At 74.6% G+C, this 19,140-nt stretch carries 18 protein-coding genes; 9 read left to right on the top strand and 9 right to left on the bottom strand.

What is annotated here, in order from left to right; all coding sequences use genetic code 11:
• Positions 1 to 108 precede the first annotated feature (108 nt).
• Entirely contained in the window at positions 109 to 1,326 is a 1,218-nt protein-coding gene (locus IE330_RS27055; protein ID WP_190138743.1) for an MFS transporter, read from the top strand.
• Between the two features lie 956 nt (positions 1,327 to 2,282).
• Here the strand turns inward: IE330_RS27055 and IE330_RS27050 are convergent.
• The 3 genes from IE330_RS27050 to IE330_RS27040 all read right to left on the bottom strand — a co-directional run bounded on the left by IE330_RS27050 (position 2,283) and on the right by IE330_RS27040 (position 6,245).
• Positions 2,283 to 4,031: an NAD+ synthase gene (locus IE330_RS27050; protein WP_190138742.1), complete on the bottom strand. Its 1,749-nt coding sequence runs from the start codon at positions 4,029 to 4,031 to the stop codon at positions 2,283 to 2,285.
• A gap of 140 nt (positions 4,032 to 4,171) precedes the next feature.
• Positions 4,172 to 5,929, bottom strand: coding sequence for a multicopper oxidase family protein (locus IE330_RS27045; protein WP_190138741.1), 1,758 nt, complete (start codon positions 5,927 to 5,929; stop codon positions 4,172 to 4,174).
• 127 nt (positions 5,930 to 6,056) lie between these two features.
• Positions 6,057 to 6,245 carry a hypothetical protein gene (locus IE330_RS27040; protein ID WP_190138740.1) on the bottom strand — a complete coding sequence of 63 codons (189 nt, stop codon included), beginning with the start codon at positions 6,243 to 6,245 and terminating at the stop codon, positions 6,057 to 6,059.
• A 559-nt stretch (positions 6,246 to 6,804) separates the two neighbouring features.
• Here IE330_RS27040 and gadC point away from each other — a divergent pair.
• From gadC to IE330_RS27020, 4 genes are all read left to right on the top strand, one after another.
• On the top strand, positions 6,805 to 8,367 hold the full coding sequence (gene gadC, locus IE330_RS27035; RefSeq protein ID WP_190138739.1) for a glutamate/gamma-aminobutyrate antiporter GadC: 1,563 nt from the start codon (positions 6,805 to 6,807) through the stop codon (positions 8,365 to 8,367).
• A complete protein-coding gene (locus tag IE330_RS27030) occupies positions 8,357 to 9,115 on the top strand; it encodes a DUF998 domain-containing protein (protein WP_190138738.1) in 759 nt (252 codons plus the stop codon). Before gadC ends, IE330_RS27030 begins: the two co-directional genes overlap by 11 nt.
• A 4-nt stretch (positions 9,116 to 9,119) precedes the next feature.
• Positions 9,120 to 9,911 carry an alpha/beta fold hydrolase gene (locus IE330_RS27025; RefSeq protein ID WP_229925959.1) on the top strand — a complete coding sequence of 264 codons (792 nt, stop codon included), beginning with the start codon at positions 9,120 to 9,122 and terminating at the stop codon, positions 9,909 to 9,911.
• A gap of 61 nt (positions 9,912 to 9,972) precedes the next feature.
• Entirely contained in the window at positions 9,973 to 10,410 is a 438-nt protein-coding gene (locus IE330_RS27020) for a DUF5990 family protein (RefSeq protein ID WP_229925958.1), read from the top strand.
• A 184-nt stretch (positions 10,411 to 10,594) separates the two neighbouring features.
• Here IE330_RS27020 and IE330_RS27015 read toward each other — a convergent pair whose 3' ends face one another.
• Positions 10,595 to 11,236, bottom strand: a complete 642-nt coding sequence (locus tag IE330_RS27015) for a DUF305 domain-containing protein (RefSeq protein ID WP_190138737.1) — start codon at positions 11,234 to 11,236, stop codon at positions 10,595 to 10,597.
• A 129-nt stretch (positions 11,237 to 11,365) separates the two neighbouring features.
• Positions 11,366 to 12,040 (bottom strand): thioredoxin-like domain-containing protein, encoded by a 675-nt coding sequence (locus IE330_RS27010; protein WP_190138736.1) that lies wholly within the window; start codon positions 12,038 to 12,040, stop codon positions 11,366 to 11,368.
• Positions 12,041 to 12,293: 253 nt separating this feature from the next.
• Here IE330_RS27010 and IE330_RS27005 point away from each other — a divergent pair, with 253 nt between their 5' ends.
• Positions 12,294 to 12,767: an RrF2 family transcriptional regulator gene (locus IE330_RS27005; protein ID WP_190138735.1), complete on the top strand. Its 474-nt coding sequence runs from the start codon at positions 12,294 to 12,296 to the stop codon at positions 12,765 to 12,767.
• Here the strand turns inward: IE330_RS27005 and IE330_RS27000 are convergent.
• Complete coding sequence (locus IE330_RS27000) at positions 12,662 to 14,035, bottom strand: globin domain-containing protein (protein WP_190138734.1); 1,374 nt, start codon at positions 14,033 to 14,035, stop codon at positions 12,662 to 12,664. The genes IE330_RS27005 and IE330_RS27000 overlap by 106 nt on opposite strands.
• A 274-nt stretch (positions 14,036 to 14,309) precedes the next feature.
• Here IE330_RS27000 and glnA2 point away from each other — a divergent pair, with 274 nt between their 5' ends.
• Positions 14,310 to 15,671 (top strand): gamma-glutamylpolyamine synthetase GlnA2, encoded by a 1,362-nt coding sequence (gene glnA2, locus IE330_RS26995; RefSeq protein ID WP_190138750.1) that lies wholly within the window; start codon positions 14,310 to 14,312, stop codon positions 15,669 to 15,671.
• A 295-nt stretch (positions 15,672 to 15,966) separates the two neighbouring features.
• Here glnA2 and IE330_RS26990 read toward each other — a convergent pair whose 3' ends face one another.
• From IE330_RS26990 to IE330_RS26980, 3 genes are read right to left on the bottom strand one after another with little or no spacing between them, the layout of a single operon-like run.
• A complete protein-coding gene (locus IE330_RS26990; protein WP_229925957.1) occupies positions 15,967 to 16,515 on the bottom strand; it encodes an MOSC domain-containing protein in 549 nt (182 codons plus the stop codon).
• The gene (locus IE330_RS26985; protein ID WP_190138733.1) at positions 16,512 to 17,057 is read right to left on the bottom strand and encodes a Clp protease N-terminal domain-containing protein; all 546 of its coding nucleotides are present in this window, start codon (positions 17,055 to 17,057) and stop codon (positions 16,512 to 16,514) included. The genes IE330_RS26990 and IE330_RS26985 overlap by 4 nt, the downstream gene beginning before the upstream one ends.
• A gap of 2 nt (positions 17,058 to 17,059) precedes the next feature.
• A complete protein-coding gene (locus IE330_RS26980; RefSeq protein WP_190138732.1) occupies positions 17,060 to 17,302 on the bottom strand; it encodes a hypothetical protein in 243 nt (80 codons plus the stop codon).
• Between the two features lie 200 nt (positions 17,303 to 17,502).
• Between IE330_RS26980 and IE330_RS26975 the strand changes: the two genes are divergently transcribed.
• Positions 17,503 to 17,976 carry a F0F1 ATP synthase subunit B gene (locus tag IE330_RS26975; RefSeq protein ID WP_190138731.1) on the top strand — a complete coding sequence of 158 codons (474 nt, stop codon included), beginning with the start codon at positions 17,503 to 17,505 and terminating at the stop codon, positions 17,974 to 17,976.
• 174 nt (positions 17,977 to 18,150) lie between these two features.
• Entirely contained in the window at positions 18,151 to 19,002 is an 852-nt protein-coding gene (gene aac(3), locus IE330_RS26970) for an aminoglycoside 3-N-acetyltransferase (protein ID WP_190138730.1), read from the top strand.
• The last annotated feature ends 138 nt before the right edge of the window (positions 19,003 to 19,140 follow it).

The raw sequence follows: 19,140 nt of genomic DNA, 5'->3' as shown, positions 1-19,140 counted from the left end.
CCTTTGTTCCGTACGTGAACTAACGCATCCGCCGCACCCGTGCACCCGTCCCCCTGATCTCCCCCGTCCCTCCGTCTCCGAGGGCGTTCCGGAAGGTAGTACGTCTCCATGCCCCTGGCCCTGCTCGCCCTCGCCGTGGGCGCCTTCGGCATCGGCACGACCGAGTTCGTGATGATGGGCCTGCTGCCCAACGTCGCGGACGACCTGCACATATCCATCCCGACAGCGGGACACCTGGTCTCCGCGTACGCGCTCGGCGTCGTCATCGGCGCCCCGCTGCTCGCCGCCGTGACCGCGCGCCTGCCCCGGCGCCGGGTCCTGATCGGCCTCATGGTCCTCTTCGTCGTCGGCAACGCGCTGTCCGCCGCCGCGCCCGACTACCACCTGCTCGCCGCGGCCCGCTTCCTCAGCGGCCTGCCGCACGGGGCGTTCTTCGGCGTCGGCGCGGTCGTCGCCACCGGGCTCGTCGCGCCCGAGCGCAAGGCGCGGTCGGTGTCCCTGATGTTCCTCGGGCTCACCGTCGCCAACATCGTCGGCGTGCCCGTCGCCACGCTCATGGGGCAGCAGCTCGGGTGGCGCGCCACGTTCCTCGCCGTGAGCGCGATCGGGCTCGCCGCCATCGCCGCGCTCGCGCTGCTCGTCCCGGCCGACCACGGCCACGGGGACGCCGTCGGCCTGCGCGGCGAGATGCGGGCGCTCGGCTCGCTGCCCGTGTGGCTCGCCCTCGGTACGACCGTCGCGGGCTTCGGGGCGCTCTTCTCCGCGTACAGCTACGTCACGCCGATGCTCACCGACTCCGCCGGGTTCGCGGAGGCCAGCGTGACGCTGCTGCTGGCGCTCTTCGGCGTCGGCGCCACGGTGGGGAACCTGCTGGGCGGGCGGCTCGCCGACCACTCCCTGCGCGGCACGCTCTTCGGCGGCCTGGGGTCGCTGGTCCTCGTCCTCGCCCTCTTCCCGCTGTTCATGAAGGCGGAGTGGAGCGCGGCGGTGGGCGTGGCGCTGCTCGGCATGGCCGCGTTCACCACGGGCTCGCCGCTGCAGCTCATGGTCATGGAGAAGGCCGCGGCGGCGCCGTCCCTGGCCTCGTCCGCCAACCAGGCGGCGTTCAACCTCGCCAACGCCGGGGGCGCGTGGATCGGCGGGCTCGCCCTGGCCGCGGGCCTCGGCGCCACGTCCCCCGCCGTGGCCGGGGCGGCGCTCGCGGTCCTCGGCCTCGGCGTGGCGGCGGCGGACGCGGCGGTCGACCTCCGCCTCGGCCTCGCGCAGGGCCCGGGCCGAGTGATCACCGGGGCGGCGCCGGCCCGCGAGGTCTCCCACCAGGGCTGAGCCTCCGGGCACACCGCCCTTCGCCCGAGCAGGGCGGGCCCCGGGCGCCCGGCAGCGGGGCCGAGGCCCCCGGGCCCACCGGGGTGGCCCCGCCCGCTTGCTGCCCCTGCCTGCTTGCTGCTCCTGCCCGCCTACTGCCACTGCCCGGGTGCGGCCCCTGCCCTGGCGCGGCCCGTAGCGGGGCGGACCTCCAAGCCCGTCAGCTCGGTCCCGCCCGCCGCCCCGCCCGGGTGCGGGCCGGGCCCGGCCGGGGCCGCACGGCTCGGCGCCGCCCGGGCCTGCCGCAACGGGCTGGGGCTTCCCCATCCGTCGGCGTGGTCCCACCCGCCGCCCCCGCCCGGGCCAGGCCACTGTCGGGCTGGGCGGCACCTGGGTGCGCAGGGCGGCCCCCTCGCCCCGCGGGACGGTTCCCACAGCGGCAGGCGTACGTACCGGCGGGCGCGCTTGGGCGCTGCCCGAAGCGGGCCCCGAGCCCCGAACCCGCCGGCGTGGTCCCACCCGCCGCCCCCGCCCGGCTCAAGCCACTGCCAGGGCCGGGGGCGTCTTGGCGCAGCGGAAGGGGGTTGCCCTTCACGGGTGCGCGGTTGCGGGCGGAGGGATCAGCCTCGAAGCCCGGGCGGTACGGGGGCGGGCGGGAAAGCGTCCGCTGTGGTAGCGGCGGTGCTGGTCACTCAGTCGCAGCGCTCCGCGTCGGGGCCCGGCCTGCGCAGCCGGGTGGTACGGGTGGGCGGGTGGGCAAGCGTCTGTCGCGACAGCGAGCCAGTGCGGACCCGGCGGGCTCGGCGTCAGGTTCGGCAACGCAACCAAGGCCGCATGGGCGGCGGGTGGGAAAGCAACCCCGCGACAGCGAGCCTGGTGCCTATCGGCGGGGCACGCTTCAGGCCCCACCGACGCAGCCGGGCCGCACGGGTGGGCGGGTGGGAAAGCCCCGCCACCCCCGCCCACCCAGCCGGAGGCTACTCGCGCCAGGCATTGGTGATCGGCAGCCGCCGGTCCTTCCCGAACCCCTTGGCCGAGATCTTGGTCCCCGGCGGGTACTGCCGCCGCTTGTACTCCGCGGTGTCCACCATCCGCAGCACCTTGGCCACGAGCTCCGCGTCGAAGCCCGCCGCGGCGACCGCCTCGGCGCCCTGGTCCCGGTCCACGTACCGTTCCAGGATCGCGTCGAGCACGGGGTAGTCCGGCAGCGAGTCCGTGTCGACCTGGTCCGGCCGCAGCTCCGCGCTCGGCGGCTTGCGGATGGAGTTCTCGGGGATCGGCGGGGTCTCGCCGCGCTCGGCGGCGGCCCGGTTGCGCCACTTCGCCAGGCGGAAGACCGCGGTCTTGTAGACGTCCTTGATGGGCCCGTACGCGCCCACCGAGTCGCCGTACAGCGTCGAGTACCCCACCGCGAGCTCCGACTTGTTGCCCGGCGCCAGCACGATGTGCCCCTCCTGGTTGGAGAGGGCCATCAGCAGCGTGCCGCGCAGCCGCGACTGGAGGTTCTCCTCCGCGAGCCCGGTGAGCTCCAGGGACTCCATGTACGCGTCGAACATCGGGACGATCGGCACCGTGCGGAAGTGCAGCCCGGTGCGCCGCGCGAGCTCCGCCGCGTCGGTGACCGAGTGCCCGGAGGAGTAGCGGGACGGCATCGCGACCCCGTACACGTTCTCCGCGCCGAGCGCGTCGCAGGCCAGCGCCGCGGTGAGCGCGGAATCGATACCTCCGGAGAGGCCGACGAGCACGGAGCGGAAGCCGTTCTTCGTCACGTAGGCGCGCAGGCCCACCACGAGCGCGGAGTAGACCTCCTCGTCGTCGTCGAGGCGTTCCGCGTACGTGCCGGTGTGCTCCGCCTCGTACGGGGGCAGCGGCTCGGCGGAGAGCGTGACGTGTTCGACGCGCAGCCCGTCGTCCAGGACGCCCGACGGCGGCTCGGCGGCGGCCGCGGGCAGGTCCAGGTCGAGCACCACGCAGCCCTCGGTGAACTGCGGGGCCCGCGCGATGACGTCACCGTCCTTGTCGACGACGATCGAGTCGCCGTCGAAGACCAGCTCGTCCTGACCGCCCGTCATGGCGAGGTACGCGGTGGTGCAGCCGGCCTCCTGCGCCCGCTTGCGGACCAGTTCGAGGCGCAGGTCGTCCTTGTGCTGCTCGTACGGCGACGCGTTGATGGACAGCAGCAGCCCGGCCCCGGCCGTGCGGGTGGCCGGGACGCGGCCGCCGTCCTGCCACAGGTCCTCGCAGATCGCGAGCGCCACGTCCACACCGCGCACGCGGACGACCGGCAGCGTCTCGCCCGGCACGAAGTAGCGGAACTCGTCGAAGACCCCGTAGTTGGGCAGGTGGTGCTTGGAGTACGTGAGCGCCACCTCGCCGCGGTGCAGCACGGCCGCCGCGTTGCGCGGCGCCCCGGCGGGCTGGCCGTAGCGCGGCGTGGCCTCGTCGCAGCGGTCCAGATAGCCGACGACGACGGGCAGTTCACCGAGGCCCTCGTCGCGCAGCCGGCCGGCGAGGGCGCGCAGGGCCCGGCGGGAGGCCTCCACGAAGGAGGAGCGCAGCGCGAGGTCCTCCACCGGGTAGCCGGTCAGTGCCATCTCCGGGAACGCGGCGAGGTGCGCGCCCTGCTCGGCCGAGTGCCGGGCCCAGCGGAGTACCGCGTCGGCGTTCTCGTCGAGGTCGCCGACCGTCGAGTCGATCTGGTTCAGGGCAACGCGTAGCTGAGGCACGGATCCAGTCTAATCGTCACCTCGACGCGATGCGCTCGGACGAGGCGGCTCCGCACCCCGGTCGAGGGGCTCCCGGACGGGGCTGGACGAGGCCGCCCGTCCTCGTCCGGGAGCGCGGTGCGCCGGGGCGGCGCCCCAGGTCAGGAGCGGTAGCCGAGCACCGTCATCATCCCCGCCTCCGCGTGGTACACGTTGTGGCAGTGGATCATCCACAGGCCCGGGTTGTCCGCCGTGAGGTCCACCGTCAGGCGGCCGTTGGGCAGGACGACGGCGGTGTCCTTGCGGGGGCGGCCGGGGGCGCTCGCCACGGCGAAGGTGTGGCCGTGCAGGTGCAGCGGGTGCCACATCGAGGTGGCGTTGGTGAACTCCAGGCGCACGCGCTCGCCCGCGCGCACCGGGTGGCGCCGCCCGGGGTCGTACGGCTCGCCGTCGAAGGCCCAGTCGTACCTCGCCATGCCGCCCGTCAGCCGGATCCGCACCGTACGGTCCGGCTCCCCGGCCTCCAGGGCCACGGAGTCGTCCGCCGTGAGCCGGTCGGCGAGGACGACGCGGCGCCGGAGCTCCCCGGGGCGCGCGGACGGGGACGGCGCGGGGCCGCCGCCCGTGCGCAGCAGCGCACGGGCCGCCGCCTTCTTGCCCTCGGCCACCGCGGTCAGCGGGAAGACGCCGTCCTTGGCGGTGACCAGGACGTCGTACCGCTCGCCCATCCCGATGAGCAGGGCATCGGCCTTCCGGTGCCGCACCGGGAAGCCGTCGGAGTGCGTGACCGTCAGCTCGTGGCCGCCGAGCGCCACACGGAAGGCCGTGTCCCCGCCCGCGTTGATCAGCCGTAGCCGGATGCGGTCGCCGGGGCGCGCGCGGAACGTCGACGGGTCCGCGGGCGCCCGACCGTTGATCAAGTAGTACGGGTATGCCACGTCGCCCGCGTCGCGGCCGAGGATGTCGCTGGTGGACCCCATGAGCATGCGGGAGGGGCCCGCGGGGTCCGGCTCGGGCCCGGAAGCGGCCCCGGGGGAGCGCCGCCCGGTGGTCACGGCGGTACGGGACATGTGCCCTTCGTGCCCCGAGCCGCCGGAGCCGCCGGAGTCCCCGGAGCCGCCGGTGTTCTCCGGGCCGCCGCCGTGGTCCATGCCCCCGCCGTGGTCCATGCTCCCGCCGTGGTCCATGCCGCCGGAACCCCCGCCGTGGTCCATGCCGCGGCGCAGCTCGGCGAGGACGGCGTCGGGGGTGGAGCCGTCGACGCCGTCGACCCAGTCGTCCAGGACGACCACCCACTCCTTGTCGTACGCCAGCGGCTCCCGGGGGTCGTCGACGATCAGCGGCGCGTACAGGCCGCGGTCCTGCTGGGTGCCGGAGTGCGGGTGGAACCAGTACGTCCCCGGGTGCGAAACCTTGAAGCGGTAGGTGAAGTCGGCGCCCGGCGCGATCGCGCGCTGCGTGAGCCCGGGGACGCCGTCCATGTCGTTGCGCAGCGCCAGGCCGTGCCAGTGCAGGCTCGTGGCCTGCGGGAGGTGGTTGGCGAGGGCGAGCGAGAGGGTGTCGCCCGCCGTCACGCGGACCTCCTTGCCGGGCAGCCCGTCTCCATACGCCCAGGTCCTGACCGTACGGCCGCCGAGGTCGAGCTTCGTGGGCATCGCCATGAGCTTCAGCTCGCGGAGCCTGCCGCCGCCGGGGCGCTTCTCCTCCGCGGCGGCCACCTCGCGGCCGGTGGGCGACACATAGCCCTCCGCGCCGGTCGACGGGCCGGCTTCGCCGCCGTGGCCGGAGCGCGGTGCTTCGCCGGAGCAGGCGGTGACGAGCCCGGCCCCGGAGGCGGCGAGGGCGGCGCCGAGCAGGGCGCGACGCGAGGCGCGCGGGGTGCGCGGGGTGCGCTGAGTGGGGGTGGTGCGGTCGTGCATGACTGGAACACCTCGTCCGTACTGAAGTGGTGCGTGCTGGCGGTCGCGTCTGCTGCTTCTGATACACCGCTCGGCCGCCGGAGGTTCCCTCCCGGCGCGGGCAGCGCGGAGCAGCCGGTACGGCGGCCTAGATCCGCAGCACGGCGAGACGGGCGAGGAGCGCGCGGGGGGCGTTCGGGTCGGGCCGGGGCGCGCACCGCAGCCCGGCGGGGAGGCGGACCACCACGGCGGCCGGGGCCCGTGCCACCACCGCGCCGACGAGCGCGAGCACGAGGGCGCCGCCCAGGACGGCCAGGCACACGGACAGCGGATCCATGCCGGTGCCGTGGGACGCGGACCCGGGGGCGTCCGCCCGCGGAGCGGCCCCTACGGCCGGAGCACCGGGCTCACTGCCCGCCGCCCCCGCGGACCCGGACCACCGCACCTCGTGCACGGCACCCGCCCCGTGCGCGCCATCGGCCGCAGGAACGGCACCGGCCCGGTGCGCGGCACCGACCCCAGGAACGGCACCGGCCCGGTGCGCGGCTACGACCCCAGGAACGGCGTCAGCCCGGTGCGAGGCACCGGCCCCGGTGGACTCGTGACCGCGAACCCCTGTGCCGACGGCAGAGGCGTCCGCGGCGGCGTGCCCCGCCACGGCGTCCCCCGCGACGGGCTGCCCCGCGGCCGCCGGGCCTCCGGCCCCCGGGGACCCCGCTCCGTGGTCCCGGGGATGGCCCAACGTGTGCATCGTCACGATGCCGCACAGCAGCGCGACAACGAGCAGGAATCCGCTCGCGGTTGTCGGCTGCCGGTCGGGACGCATGGGCCGGAGCCTACCCCTCCCCGGTATCGGGCGATGTGCGGGGTGCGCGCGGAACATTGATCATGAACGCATGACGAGTACGGACAAGCCCGGACAGAGCGCGGGCGACACGACGGCGGCCGGGGAGGCCGCGACGGACGCGGCGGCCGGGGAGGCCGGGGCGTCCGCGGTGCCCGGGACGGCCGCGGAGGACCGCGGCGAGGAGGCCGCGGAGTTCGGGGAGGACACCGGGACCAAGCGGCAGTTCATCTCCTGGGTGACGCTCGCCCTGATGACCACGGCCTCGGTGGCCAGCCTGCGGCCCTCGCCCACCATGGCCATCTACGGCCTCGCGGCGGTCTTCCTGTACCTCCTGCCCGCCGTGGTGTTCCTGCTGCCCACCGCCCTGGTGGGCGCGGAGCTCGCCTCCGGGTGGCGGGGCGGCATCTACCGGTGGGTCAGCGAGGCGCTCGGCAAGCCGCTCGGGTTCGTCGCGGTGTGGTGCCAGTTCGCGATGACCATCGCGTACTACCCGAGCCTCCTCGCGTACGTGGCCTCGACGTTCGCGTACGTCGTCCACCCGAGCCTCGCCGAGGACGGCCTCTACGTGGCGATCGTCATCGTCGTCATCTACTGGACCGGCGTGTGGATCACCTCGCGCGGCACCAGGGCCGTCGCGGGGCTCTCCTCCCTGGGTCTGGTGATCGGCACCCTCGTCCCCGGGGTCGTGCTGATCGCGCTCGGCATCGTCTTCCTGGGGCAGGGCAACGAGTCCGCCGCGCCCATGTCCACCGACCACTGGCTGCCGCCGTGGACCGGCCTCGCGAGCCTCGTGCTCATCGTCAACAACTTCCTGAGCTACGCCGGCATGGAGATGAACGGCGTCCACGTGTCGGCGCTGCGGCACCCGCGCGCGGAGTACCCGCGTTCGATCTTCCTGGCCACCGGCCTGGTGCTGCTGATCTTCATCCTTCCGGCCCTCGCCATCAGTTGGGTGATGCCGTCCGAGCAGCTCAGCCTCACCGCCGGACTGATGCAGGCCTTCCAGGCGTTCTTCGACCACTTCCACGTCGGGTGGCTGACGAAGGTCGTCGGGATCATGCTCGTCCTGGCCGCGCTCGGCGGCATGCTCACCTGGCTCGCGGGACCCGCCAAGGGCCTGGTGACGCTGGCCCGCCAGGAGGGCTATCTGCCGCCGTTCCTGCAGCGCTTCAACCGGCACGGCGTACCGCTGAACATCATGGTCGCGCAGGGCGTGATCACCACCCTGATCGGTGTCCTGTACGCGTTCAGCGACGACGTGTCCAGCGCGTACTGGATGTTCTCCGTGATCACCGTGCAGATCTACCTCATCGCCTACCTGCTGATGTTCGTGGCCGTGGTGCGGCTGCGCCGGACCCGGCCGGACGTGCCGCGCGGCTTCGTCGTGCCCGCCGTCACGCTCGTGGCCGGTGTCGGCTTCGCCGCCTCGGCGTGCGCGCTCGCGATCGGTTTCGTACCGCCGGACCAGTTCGGTGACGCGCCGCTCTGGCGCTACCTGCTGATCGTCGGCGGCGGGCTGCTCGCACTCGGCGTGGCGGCACCGTTCGCCTTCCTCAAGTTCCGCAAACCGGAATGGGTGCACCCGGACCACCAGGGGTCGCATGCCCACTAGCGCCCGACCGCGGACGCCCCCCGCACCGCCCGCCGTGGGGGCCCCGGGGTCCGTCCGCGCCGCCGTCGCCGCGCTGCTGGTCCTCGGGGCCGCCGCCTACACCTCCTGGACCCTGGAGGCCGTCCTGCCGACCGGCCTTTCGCCGCTGCGCTCGTACGTGAGCGAGCTGGCCGCGCGGGACCAGCCGTACGGCGCCTTCTTCCGGGCGGTGGACTGCGCGGCGGGGCTGCTGGTGGGCGCGGGGGCCGTCGGCGGCCTGGTGCGGCTGCGCGCCGGGGGCACCGTGCCCCGGGTCCGTGCCCTGTCCGGCCTCGGCTGGGCCGGTCTCGCCCTCTTCGGCGCGGCCACCGCGGCCGACGCGTGGCTGCCGCTGAGCTGCGCGCCCACCGTCGACGCGGCGTGCGCGGCGCGCGAGCGGGCGGGGCTCGTCCCCGCCACGCACGCCGCGCACGCGGTCAGCAGCAGCGTGGCCGTGGCCGGGGCGCTGGCGGGGATGGTGCTGCTCACGGCCGCCGTACGCCGCGCCGGGGAGGGCGGGGCGTGGCTGCGTCGGGCGCTGGCGGTGCTCGTGGCCGTCGAGGTCGCCGCGTCCGTGTGGACCGTGGCGGCCATCCTCGCCTTCGACGCCGGGCACGGCACGTGGGGGCTCGGGGTCGGCCAGCGCCTCCAGGTGCTCGCGATCGCCGTGTGGCTGGTGGTCCTGGCGTGGCACGTACGACGGAACGGCCGCGCGGGACGGGAGGGATGAGGGCGTGTTCGTACGGATCGACGGGGTGCCGCACCACGTCCAGGTGACCGGCACCGGGCCGGTGTGCGTGCTCAGCGCGGGGCTCGGGCTCGCCTGGTGCGAGTGGGACCCGGTGGTGGAGCTGCTCGCCGCCACGCGCACCGTCGTCCGCTTCGACCGGCCCGGCCTCGGCCGCAGCGGGCCCGCGCGCGGGGTGCCGTCGGCGGCGGGGGAGGCGGCGCGGATCGGGCGGGTCCTGGACGCGGTCGGCCTGGGCGGCCGGGCCGTGACGGTGGTGGGGCACTCCCTGGCGGGGTTCCACGCGGAGGCCTTCGCGCGCCTCCACCCGCGGCGGACGGCCGGGCTCGTGCTCGTCGACTCCAGCGTGGAGGAGCGGCCCCGGGCCCTGCCCGGACGGGGCGCACGCGTGGCGGGCGCGCGGGCGTGCGGGGTGCTCCTGGGGGCGGCCGGGGTGCCGCGCGCCCTCGGTCCGCTGCTGCGCGGTGGCACTGCGCCGCGTGAGCTGCGCGAGGTGTACGGGACGAGCCGGGTGTGGCGGACCGCGCTCGTCGAGTATGCGACGTACGGCGACGTGGCGCGCGAACTCGCCCTGCTGCGGCGGCGGGCTCCCCTGCCGGGCGGGGTGCCGGTGACCGTGCTCGCGGCGGACTCCACGGGCACGGGCCGCTGGATGTCCCGCCAGCGGGCGCTGGCGCGGGCCCTGGGCGCCGAGTTCCGGGGGCTGTGGCCCGCGGGGCACCTGCTGATGCGGGACCGGCCGCGCGCGGTGGCCGACGCGGTGCGCCGGGCGCGGTAGGCGGGGGCGCCCGTCGGCGGTGGGGCGGGCCGTTGTCAGACCCTCGTGGTGCCATGGGGGCATGACGCAGGAGACGCGGAAGCTGACGGTGCGGGTGGTCGGGCGGGAGCTGCCCGGGGCGGCGTGCGGGGAGTACGGGGACGTGCACGTGGCGGTCCAGCGCGGCGCGGAGCCCGAGGCCCCGGTGCGCGCGGACGCGGCCGAGGCGGCCTGGGAGTTCGAGGTCGGGCTCGCCCCCGCGCCGGACGGCACGCCGGACTTCAAGGGCCCCTACGCGCAGGGCAAGCGGGGCGCGCGGTTCTTCTACCTGACGTGGGGCGAACTGCCGCCCGGCGGCCGGTTCACCATGTTCCGCCGCGCCAAGCTGTACTTCGCCGACATACCCCGCGAGGCGCTCACCACCGGCTCGGCCACCGCCGAGCTCACCCTCACGGACGAGACGGGCCTGCCCCTGTGCGCGGCGGTCCGCCCGCCGCGCGTGACCTGGCGGGCGGGGTGAGACGGGGGGCGAGGGCGAGGAGCGCGCCGGACGCCGCGAGGGACAGGGCCGTCCAGTTCATCCAGGCATAAGCCATCACGACCACACCGGCCCCAGCCGTGCCTCCAGCCCCCCCCAGCCGCATCCCCAGCCCCAGCCGCACCTCCAGCCCCGGCCTCCGGCACCGGGTCGTGCGGGGCCCGGGCTACGGCTTGGCGCCGCGCTTCTTCAGGAGCGTCGTCATCAGGGCGACCTCCGACTCCTGGGACTCCACCATGCCCTGCGCCAGGCGGCGTTCGGCGTCGACCTCGCAGCGCTCCACGCACCCCTGGGCCATGTGGATGCCGCCCTTGTGGTGGGTGGTCATCAGGCGCAGGTAGGAGACCTCCGCCGCGCGGCCGTTCAGCTCGCCGAGCCGCTTCATCTGCGCGTTCGTCGCCATGCCCGGCATCAGCGAGCCCTCCCCGGGGGACGGGGCCTCGCTCATGCCCATCCAGGCCATGGGCGGCCCCTCGGACACCTTCGGCAGCTCCCACAGGTCGAGCCAGCCGAGCATCATGCCGCGCTGGTTGGCCTGGGTCTGCGCGATGTCGTACGCGAGCCGCCGGATCTCCTCGTTCTCCGTGCGGTCGCGGACGACGTACGACATCTCCACGGCCTGTTGGTGGTGCACGGACATGTCCCGCGCGAACCCCGCGTCGGCCGAGGAACTCGACGGCGCGCCGCCGGACGCCGAGCCGGAGCCCGAGCCCGGGGAGTCGTCGGTGGACGCGACGGCGGCCGTGATGCCGCCCGCCGCGAGCACCGCGCCCGCGACGGCGCCGATCAGCCAGTCGGTACGCCTCACGCCCGCTCCGTCCTTGCCGGGGGCCCCACCAGGGCCGCGGCCGGGACCGCCGCCGAGGTTCCTGCCCGGACCCGTGTCATCGCCCACTCCGCCATTGTCGCCGCCGTACCGCCGCGGTCACCACGGTCGTCACTGGCTCATGCCGTTGGTGCAGGCGGCGCCCGGCTCCGGGGTCTGCTTGCCCTGCACGTACGTGGAGAAGAAGGAGTTGACCTTCGGGTCGTCGGCGCCCGTCACGGCCCGCTGGTGGCCCCACGCCGTGAGCAGCAGCGGCTCCTTCTGGTTCCTGACCGGGCTCATCAGCGAGTACGGCGTCTTCTTCACCTTCGCCTCGAGCTTCTTCAGGTCCGCGGGCTTCGCCTGGTCGTTGTAGGTGACCCAGACCGAGCCGTGCTCCAGGGAGTGCACGGCGTTCTCGTTCGGGATCTCCTTCTTGTAGACGTCGCCGTTGCAGTTCATCCACACCTGGTGGTGGTTGCCGCCCACCGGCGGCGTCACCGGGTACTTGACCTTGCCGGCCACGTGCGTGCGGCCCAGCTTCTTGGCGTCCCAGACCTTCTCGCCGTCCTTGGTCCGGGTGAACTCGGCCACGGCCTTGGCGTCGCCCGGCTTGCCGGAGTCCGAGGAGTCGTCGTCGGCGGACGCCACGAGGAAGTAGCCGCCGATGCCGACGGCCGCGACGATGACCGCGCTCAGGGTGATGGTGAGCGCGCGGGCACGGCGCTCGCGGGCGGCTTCGGCGCGCCGCATCTCCGCTATTCGGGCCTTGCGTTCGGCGCTGCTCGTCTTCTTGGCGGAACCCATGGTGTGTCCTTCTGCGGAAAGGGACGGATCGGATGGGTCGAGCTGAGGGCGGTGCGGGGGTGGTGCGCGGGGCCTTGCGGGTGGTGCCGGGGCGGTGCGGGGCGGCACCGGGGCGGTGCGCGGAGGTGGTGCCGGGCGGTGCGAAGGGCGTGCGCGGGCGTTGCGAGTGCGTTGATCGTAGCCCTCGCGCTCCCCGGTGGCAGGGCCGCTCGCCAATTTGAACGACCCGGGCGCATTCCCTACGCTGCGCGGCATGCGGCTCCTGCACTCCACCGACCTGGCGCTGCGCATGCTCATGCGTCTCGCCGTGGTGGCCGCGGCCGGAGCAGGCGGCGCGGCGGCCGCGCCCACCACGCGCGAGGTGGCCGGTGACATGGCGGTGCCCTACACGCACGCCGCGAAGGTCGCCGCGCGCCTCCAGCGCCTCGGCCTGGTGGAGGCCCGGCGCGGCCGGGGCGGCGGCCTCGCGCTCACCGAGGCGGGGCGCACGGCGTCCGTCGGCGCGCTGGTGCGGGAGCTGGAAGGCCGGGGCGACGTCGTGGACTGCGAGGGCGCGATGCCGTGCCCGCTCAGCTCGGGGTGCCGGCTGCGGGGCGCCCTGCGCCGCGCCCAGGAGGCGTTCTACGCCGCCCTCGACCCCGTGACCGTCGACGACATCGTCGCCTCGCCGACCGGGCCGCTGCTGCTCGGGCTCGCCAGCCACAGGTCGGGGCCGAAGACCTCGTAGTGGATCGCGGCGGGCGCGACCCCCTTGGCCAGGAGCTGGGACCGTACCGCCTTCATGAAGGGCAGCGGCCCGCACAGGTACGCGTGCGTGGAGGGCGCCACCGGCAGGCCGGTGAGGTCCACGCGGCCCGTGCGGTCGGCGGGGTGCCCCGGCTCCGGGTCCTCGTACCAGAAGTGGGCGGTGGCGCCCGGGAGCCGGCCGGTGCCCGCGAGGTGCTCCGCGCGCAGCGCGTGCGCGGCGGGGGAGCGGTCGGCGTGCACGACGGTGACCGGGCCCGCGTGCCCGGCGTCCGCGAGCTGCTCCAGCATGGCGATCATGGGCGTGACGCCGATGCCCGCCGAGGCGAGCAGCAGCGGGGCGGGCGCCCCGCCGCCCGGGCCGCCACCGTCCAGGGCGCCGGCGTCCGGAGCGCCACCGTCCAGGCCGCCGCCGGGGCCGCCGCTCAGGACGGCGTCGTCGAGGACGAGGTCCCCGTACGGCGCCGAGACCCGCAGCCGGTCGCCCGCGCGCACGTGTGCGTGCAGATACGTGGAGACCTCGCCGTCGGGGGCGGCCGCGCCGGGCCCGCCGTCGGCCCCCGTCCCCCGCACCCGCTTCACGCTGATCTGCCGTACGTCCGCGGCGGGCGCCCCGGTCAGGCTGTACTGCCGTATCTGCCGGGCCCCGTCCGCCAGCTCGACCTGGACGGACACGTACTGGCCCGCGCGGAAGGCGGGCGCGGGCCCGCCGTCGGCGGGGCGCAGCCGGAACGTGGCGACGTCCGCCGTCTCCTCCACCCGCTCCACCACCTCCCAGGCGCGCAGGGCGTCCGCGCCCGCCGCGATGCCCCGCTCGGCGTAAAGGCGCGCCTCGATCGCGACGAGGGCGTTCGCCATCAGCCAGTACACCTCGTCCCAGGCCGCCGCCACCTCCGGCGTGACGGCGTCGCCGAGCACCTCGGCGATGGCCGCGAAGAGGTGCTCGCGCACCGTCTCGTACTGCTCCGGCGCGATCCCCAGGGAGGCGTGTTTGTGCGCGATGCGGGACAGCAGCACGTCGGGCCGGTCGTCCGGGTGCTCCACGAGGTGGGTGGCGAACGCCGCGATGGACCCGGCGAGCGCCCGGCGCTGCGCGCCGGAGGCCTGGTTGCCGCGGTTGAAGAGGTCCCGCAGCAGCTCGGGGTGCGCGGCGAAGAGCCGGTCGTAGAAGCGCTCGGTGATGTCTCCGACGGCGGCCCCGACGACGGGCAGGGTGGCGCGGACGGTGGCGGCGGACCGGTCGGACAGCAAGGTGCCTCCTCTCGTGGGACCCCGGCCCGGCCGTGCGGGCGGGCGTCCCGGCGGCGCGGACCGGCACCCCGGCCCGCGTAAAAGTTGCATCTGAAATGTCACTTTAAGGGAGTGGTCCGACGCCGCTGTCACCGCGTCCGCGGGACCGTGCAGTATGGGCAAGGAGCGGCCGCAACGCGGACGAAACCGTGTGGTGGGATGCTCATGTGCCGGGGCGACGTCCCGTGGCTCGGGAGCAGCCGGTTCCGACCAGCAAGGATGGGTGGAAGTCGAGATGGACAAGCAGCAGGAGTTCGTGCTCCGCACTCTGGAGGAGCGCGACATCCGGTTCGTACGCCTGTGGTTCACGGACGTACTCGGCTTCCTGAAGTCGGTCGCTGTCGCCCCCGCCGAGCTGGAGCAGGCCTTCGACGAGGGCATCGGCTTCGACGGCTCCGCCATCGAGGGCTTCGCCCGCGTCTACGAGTCCGACATGATCGCCAAGCCGGACCCGGGCACCTTCCAGATCCTGCCCTGGCGCGCGGAGGCCCCCGGCACGGCCCGGATGTTCTGCGACATCCTGATGCCGGACGGCTCGCCGTCGTTCGCGGACCCGCGCTACGTCCTCAAGCGCGCCCTCGCCAAGACCTCCGACCTCGGGTTCACCTTCTACACCCACCCCGAGATCGAGTTCTTCCTGCTCAAGGACAAGCCCACCGACGGCTCCCGCCCGACCCCCGCCGACAACAGCGGCTACTTCGACCACACCCCGCAGAACGTGGGCATGGACTTCCGCCGCCAGGCCATCACGATGCTCGAATCCATGGGCATCTCGGTCGAGTTCAGCCACCACGAGGGCGCGCCGGGCCAGCAGGAGATCGACCTGCGCTACGCCGACGCGCTCTCCACGGCCGACAACATCATGACCTTCCGCCTGGTCATGAAGCAGGTGGCGCTGGAGCAGGGCGTCCAGGCGACGTTCATGCCGAAGCCGTTCTCCGAGCACCCGGGCTCCGGCATGCACACGCACCTCTCCCTCTTCGAGGGCGACCGGAACGCGTTCTACGAGTCCGGCGCCGAGTACCAGCTCTCCAAGGTCGGCCGCTCCTTCATCGCGGGCCTGCTGCGGCACGCCGCCGAGATCTCCGCCGTCACCAACCAGTGGGTCAACTCCTACAAGCGCATCTGGGGCGGCTCGGAGCGCACCGCGGGCGCCGGCGGCGAGGCCCCCTCCTACATCTGCTGGGGCCACAACAACCGCTCCGCGCTCATCCGCGTGCCCATGTACAAGCCCGGCAAGACCGGCTCGGCCCGCGTCGAGGTCCGCTCCCTCGACTCCGGCGCCAACCCCTACCTGGCCTACGCCGTCCTCCTCGCGGCCGGCCTCAAGGGCATCGAGGAGGGCTACGAGCTCCCGCCGGGCGCCGACGACGACGTCTGGGCCCTGCGCGACGCCGAACGCCGCGCCCTCGGCATCGAACCGCTGCCGCAGAACCTGGGCGAGGCCATCTCCCTGATGGAGCGCTCGGAACTCGTCGCCGAGACGCTCGGCGAGCACGTCTACGACTTCTTCCTGCGCAACAAGAAGCAGGAGTGGGAGGAGTACCGCAGCGAGGTCACGGCCTTCGAGCTGCGGAAGAACCTGCCGGTGCTGTAGCCGTGGGCGGCGTTGCTTAGGGTGGTGGGTGTGAACGGGGGAAGGTATCGCACGCTGCCGTGCGACTGGTGTCACGCGCCCGTGCCGCAGCCGCGCGGGCGGTGGCGGACGCGCCGCTACTGCAGCAAGGCGCACCGCCGCAGGAACCGCGTGGTGGAGGCCGTCGGCAACTTCCTGGACAGCCTGTAGGCGAGGGGACGGCGAGGGAACCCACGGGGCGGCACGGCCCCGTGCTCCGTTCCGGTCACTCGGCGCACGGGTGCCGCCGCCGTCTCCGTGGTGTCCGGGTCCGGGCCTAGACACGCTCCAGCGAGCGGTGCGGCAGGGCGGGGAGTTCCACCTCTACGAGATCGTCGGGCCGGACGGTGCCCGTCCGGCGGACCACGGCCATGACGCCGCACTTGAAGGTGTACCCGTCGGCGAGCGGGTCCCAGACGATCATCTCGTCCAGAAGGCCCGCCCGGAAATCGTTGATCTTCGAGCACGGGGTGCGCAGTCCCGTCACCTCGACCACCGCGTCGGCTCCGAGCCGCAGCAGGGAACCGGTGGGCAGCCCCAGGAGGTCCACCCCGCGGGTGGTGATGTTCTCGCCCAGCCGGCCCGCGGAGACCTCGTACCCCTTGAGCCCGAGCTCGTCGAAGAGCTCCTCGTGTATCAGGTGGACCTGCCGCAGGTTGGGCAGGTCCGGCTCATAGGTCATGCGGAACTGGTGGCGGATCGTCTCCCCCGCGTGGACGTCCCCCTCCACCCCCAGGCCGGCCAGCAGGGTGATGGACGCGTGGTTGGGCTTGCTGAACGCGTACGAGGCGTTGCGGCTCACCGCGGTGATCCGGCCCGCCTTCACCGCTCTTCCCGGGCGGCCTGGGCGAGGACCGCCTCCCGGAGGTCCGCGGGGTCGACCTGGAGGGCGGCCAGGACCTCAAGGGCGTGGCCTTCGGGCACGGTGAGCAGGCCGAGCAGGACGTGTGCGGTGCCGAACCTGTCACGGCCCAGCGCACGGGCCTCGCCCAGGGTGTTCTCCAGCGCCTGCCGGGCCTTGGGGGTGTAGGCGGGCCGGGGGAACTGGAAGGCGCCGGGCCCGAAGGAGGCGTCGGCCCGGCGCCGGATCTCCGCCACGTCGATGCCGATCGACGACAAGGCGTCCGCCGCGGGCCGCCCGCCCGTGGCGGTGACCCCGGCCGCCTCCAGGACGCGCAGGGTCTCCCGCCGGGCGCGTGTCAGGTCGACGTCCTGCCCGCGCAGCACGTCGGCGGCCGTCCCGCCCTCCGCCGTGAGCAGGCCGAGCAGCAGGTGCTCCGTGCCGATGAAGTCGTGCCCCAGGGCGATCGCCTCGTCCTGGGCCGCCGTCACGGCCCGCTTCCCGTGATCGGTGAAGAACTCGAACACCGCTACTCCTCCATGCCCATGGCTTTGCGCCTGCCCGCGTGCTTCTCGTGCACGGCCTGTCTGCTGACGTTCAACGACGTGGCGATGCTCTGCCACGACCACCCCTGCCGACGGGCGTTGTCGACATGCAGCCGCTCCAGCTCTTCCAGGAGACGGCGCAGCGCGACGACGGCCTGCAGGCCGACAGCGGGGTCCTTGTCCGTGACCAGTCCGGCCAGCGAGGCCGGGGTGCCCTCAGCTTCCATGCGTGTCAGGCTGCCCTGACGCCGACCTTGTGTCAAGGAACCCTGACAAAGGCACGGGGTGAAGGGGGACGGTGGCCGGGCCCGCAGCGGTGCTCGTCGGCCCGTACGCGGCGCGCCGGGCAGTCGGTTGGCCGCGGTTCGGCCACGGTCTGGCTCGAAAGCGCGTTCGCCCGCTAGGGCGGGTGGGAAGGGACAGAGGCATGGAGCTGCTTGCCCTTGATCTCGGTCCGCTCAAGCCGCGGGGTGCCGACCTGCTGGTCGCGCTCGTGACGTTCGCCGCCTCCTTCTGGATGCTCGCCGGGGTGCTGCTGCCCCGGATCAACCGGGTCCTGGCCGACCGGGAGCGGCTCATATCGGGCCGCGAGGGCGAGGCCGCCGAGATCCGCCGCGAGGCGGACGAGGTGCGCGCGGTGTGCGAGTCGGTGCTCGCCGAGGGGCGCCACGAAGCGGCCCGCATACGCCAGCGCGCCACGGAGGAGGGCGTCGCCGCCGTCCAGGCCGCGCGCGCCGAGGGCGCCCGCGAGCGGGACGCGCTCGTCGCCGAGGGCACCGCGCGCATCGCCGCGGAGCGCGCCGCGGCCGAAGCCGTCCTCGCGCGGGACGCCGAGGTCCTGGCGGCACGGCTCGCCGACCGGGTCGTCGGCGAGCCCCTGGGCGCGGTGACCGACCGCTGAGGAGCGGCGCGTTCCGCGCCGGACGTGTAAGCGCCGCGTCGTGCCCGCGGGTGGAGCGGCCGCCGTGCCCGTGGGTTCGCGGGCGGTACCGCCGCCGTGCCCGTGAGTGAGGCGGCTGGTCTGGGCCGTAAATGGGTTGCCGGGCAGGGCCGTTGACCGGTTAGCGTCGCGGTCATGGACGAGATGGAGTTGCTGAAGCGGTCCGGGGGGCCGGTGACGCGCGGGCGGCTCGCCCGTGAGCTGCGGGAGCTGGGCCTCGCCGAGGGCGACGTCGCGATGTTCCACACCCAGATGTCCGCCCTCGGGTACGTGGCGGGCGGACCGGCCACCGTCATCGGGGCGCTGCTGGACGTCGTGGGGGAGCGCGGCACGCTCATGGTCACCTGCGGCTGGAACGACGCGCCGCCGTACGAGTGGAGCACCGACTGGCCCCAGGAGTGGCAGGACGCCCTGCGCGCGGAACACCCCGCGTACGACCCGGTCCTCAGCGAGGCCGACCACAACAACGGCCGGCTGCCGGAGGCCCTGCGCCGCCGGCCCGGGGCGGTGCGCAGCCGCCACCCCGACGCGAGCTTCGCGGCCCTCGGCGCCGCCGCCGAGGAGCTGATGGCCGACCACCCCTGGGACGACCCGCACGGCCCGGACAGCCCGCTGGCGCGGCTCGTCGCCAAGGGCGGTCGTGTGCTGCTGCTCGGCGCGCCCCTCGACTCGATCACGCTGCTGCACCACGCCGAGGCCCTCGCCGACGCTCCCGGCAAGCGCTTCGTCGACTACGAACAGCCGGTCGTGGAGAACGGCGAGCGGGTCTGGCGCCGCTTCCGCGACATCGACTCGGAGGACGGCGCCTTCGACTACTCCTCCGTGGTGCCGGACGGCGTCTGGCCGTTCGAGGTCATCGCGCGGGATTTGCTGGCCGCCGGCAAGGGGCTGCGGGGCCGGGTCGGCGCGGCGGAGTGCCACCTCTTCGAGGCCCGCGACGTCGTGGAGTTCGGCGTGGCCTGGATGGAGGAGAAGCTGGGCGGCTGACCGAGGGGGCCCGTCACGCCCGCGGCCTCGCGCGCCCGCCGCCTACGTGGCCTCGGGCGCCCCCCTGCCCACGCGGTCTCGGGCGCCGCCGCCCACAAGGCCCGCGCCCGGCGCCGCCCCGCGCCCGGGGCCGCGCCC

Origin of the sequence: Streptomyces longispororuber, assembly GCF_014656095.1 — a bacterium.
Lineage (GTDB): Bacteria > Actinomycetota > Actinomycetes > Streptomycetales > Streptomycetaceae > Streptomyces > Streptomyces longispororuber.
This window is presented reverse-complemented; position numbering and strand designations above follow the sequence as displayed.

Excerpts from the sequence above, each read along its gene's own strand:
- IE330_RS27055 (WP_190138743.1), top strand. The coding sequence starts at position 109 with ATGCCCCTGGCCCTGCTCGCCCTCGCCGTGGGCGCCTTCGGCATCGGC.
- glnA2 (WP_190138750.1), top strand. The coding sequence starts at position 14,310 with ATGGACAAGCAGCAGGAGTTCGTGCTCCGCACTCTGGAGGAGCGCGAC.
- IE330_RS27045 (WP_190138741.1), bottom strand. The coding sequence starts at position 5,929 with ATGCACGACCGCACCACCCCCACTCAGCGCACCCCGCGCACCCCGCGC.
- IE330_RS27030 (WP_190138738.1), top strand. The coding sequence starts at position 8,357 with ATGCCCACTAGCGCCCGACCGCGGACGCCCCCCGCACCGCCCGCCGTG.
- IE330_RS27005 (WP_190138735.1), top strand. The coding sequence starts at position 12,294 with ATGCGGCTCCTGCACTCCACCGACCTGGCGCTGCGCATGCTCATGCGT.
- IE330_RS26980 (WP_190138732.1), bottom strand. The coding sequence starts at position 17,302 with ATGGAAGCTGAGGGCACCCCGGCCTCGCTGGCCGGACTGGTCACGGAC.
- IE330_RS27040 (WP_190138740.1), bottom strand. The coding sequence starts at position 6,245 with ATGGATCCGCTGTCCGTGTGCCTGGCCGTCCTGGGCGGCGCCCTCGTG.
- gadC (WP_190138739.1), top strand. The coding sequence starts at position 6,805 with ATGACGAGTACGGACAAGCCCGGACAGAGCGCGGGCGACACGACGGCG.
- IE330_RS27020 (WP_229925958.1), top strand. The coding sequence starts at position 9,973 with ATGACGCAGGAGACGCGGAAGCTGACGGTGCGGGTGGTCGGGCGGGAG.
- IE330_RS27010 (WP_190138736.1), bottom strand. The coding sequence starts at position 12,040 with ATGGGTTCCGCCAAGAAGACGAGCAGCGCCGAACGCAAGGCCCGAATA.
- IE330_RS26975 (WP_190138731.1), top strand. The coding sequence starts at position 17,503 with ATGGAGCTGCTTGCCCTTGATCTCGGTCCGCTCAAGCCGCGGGGTGCC.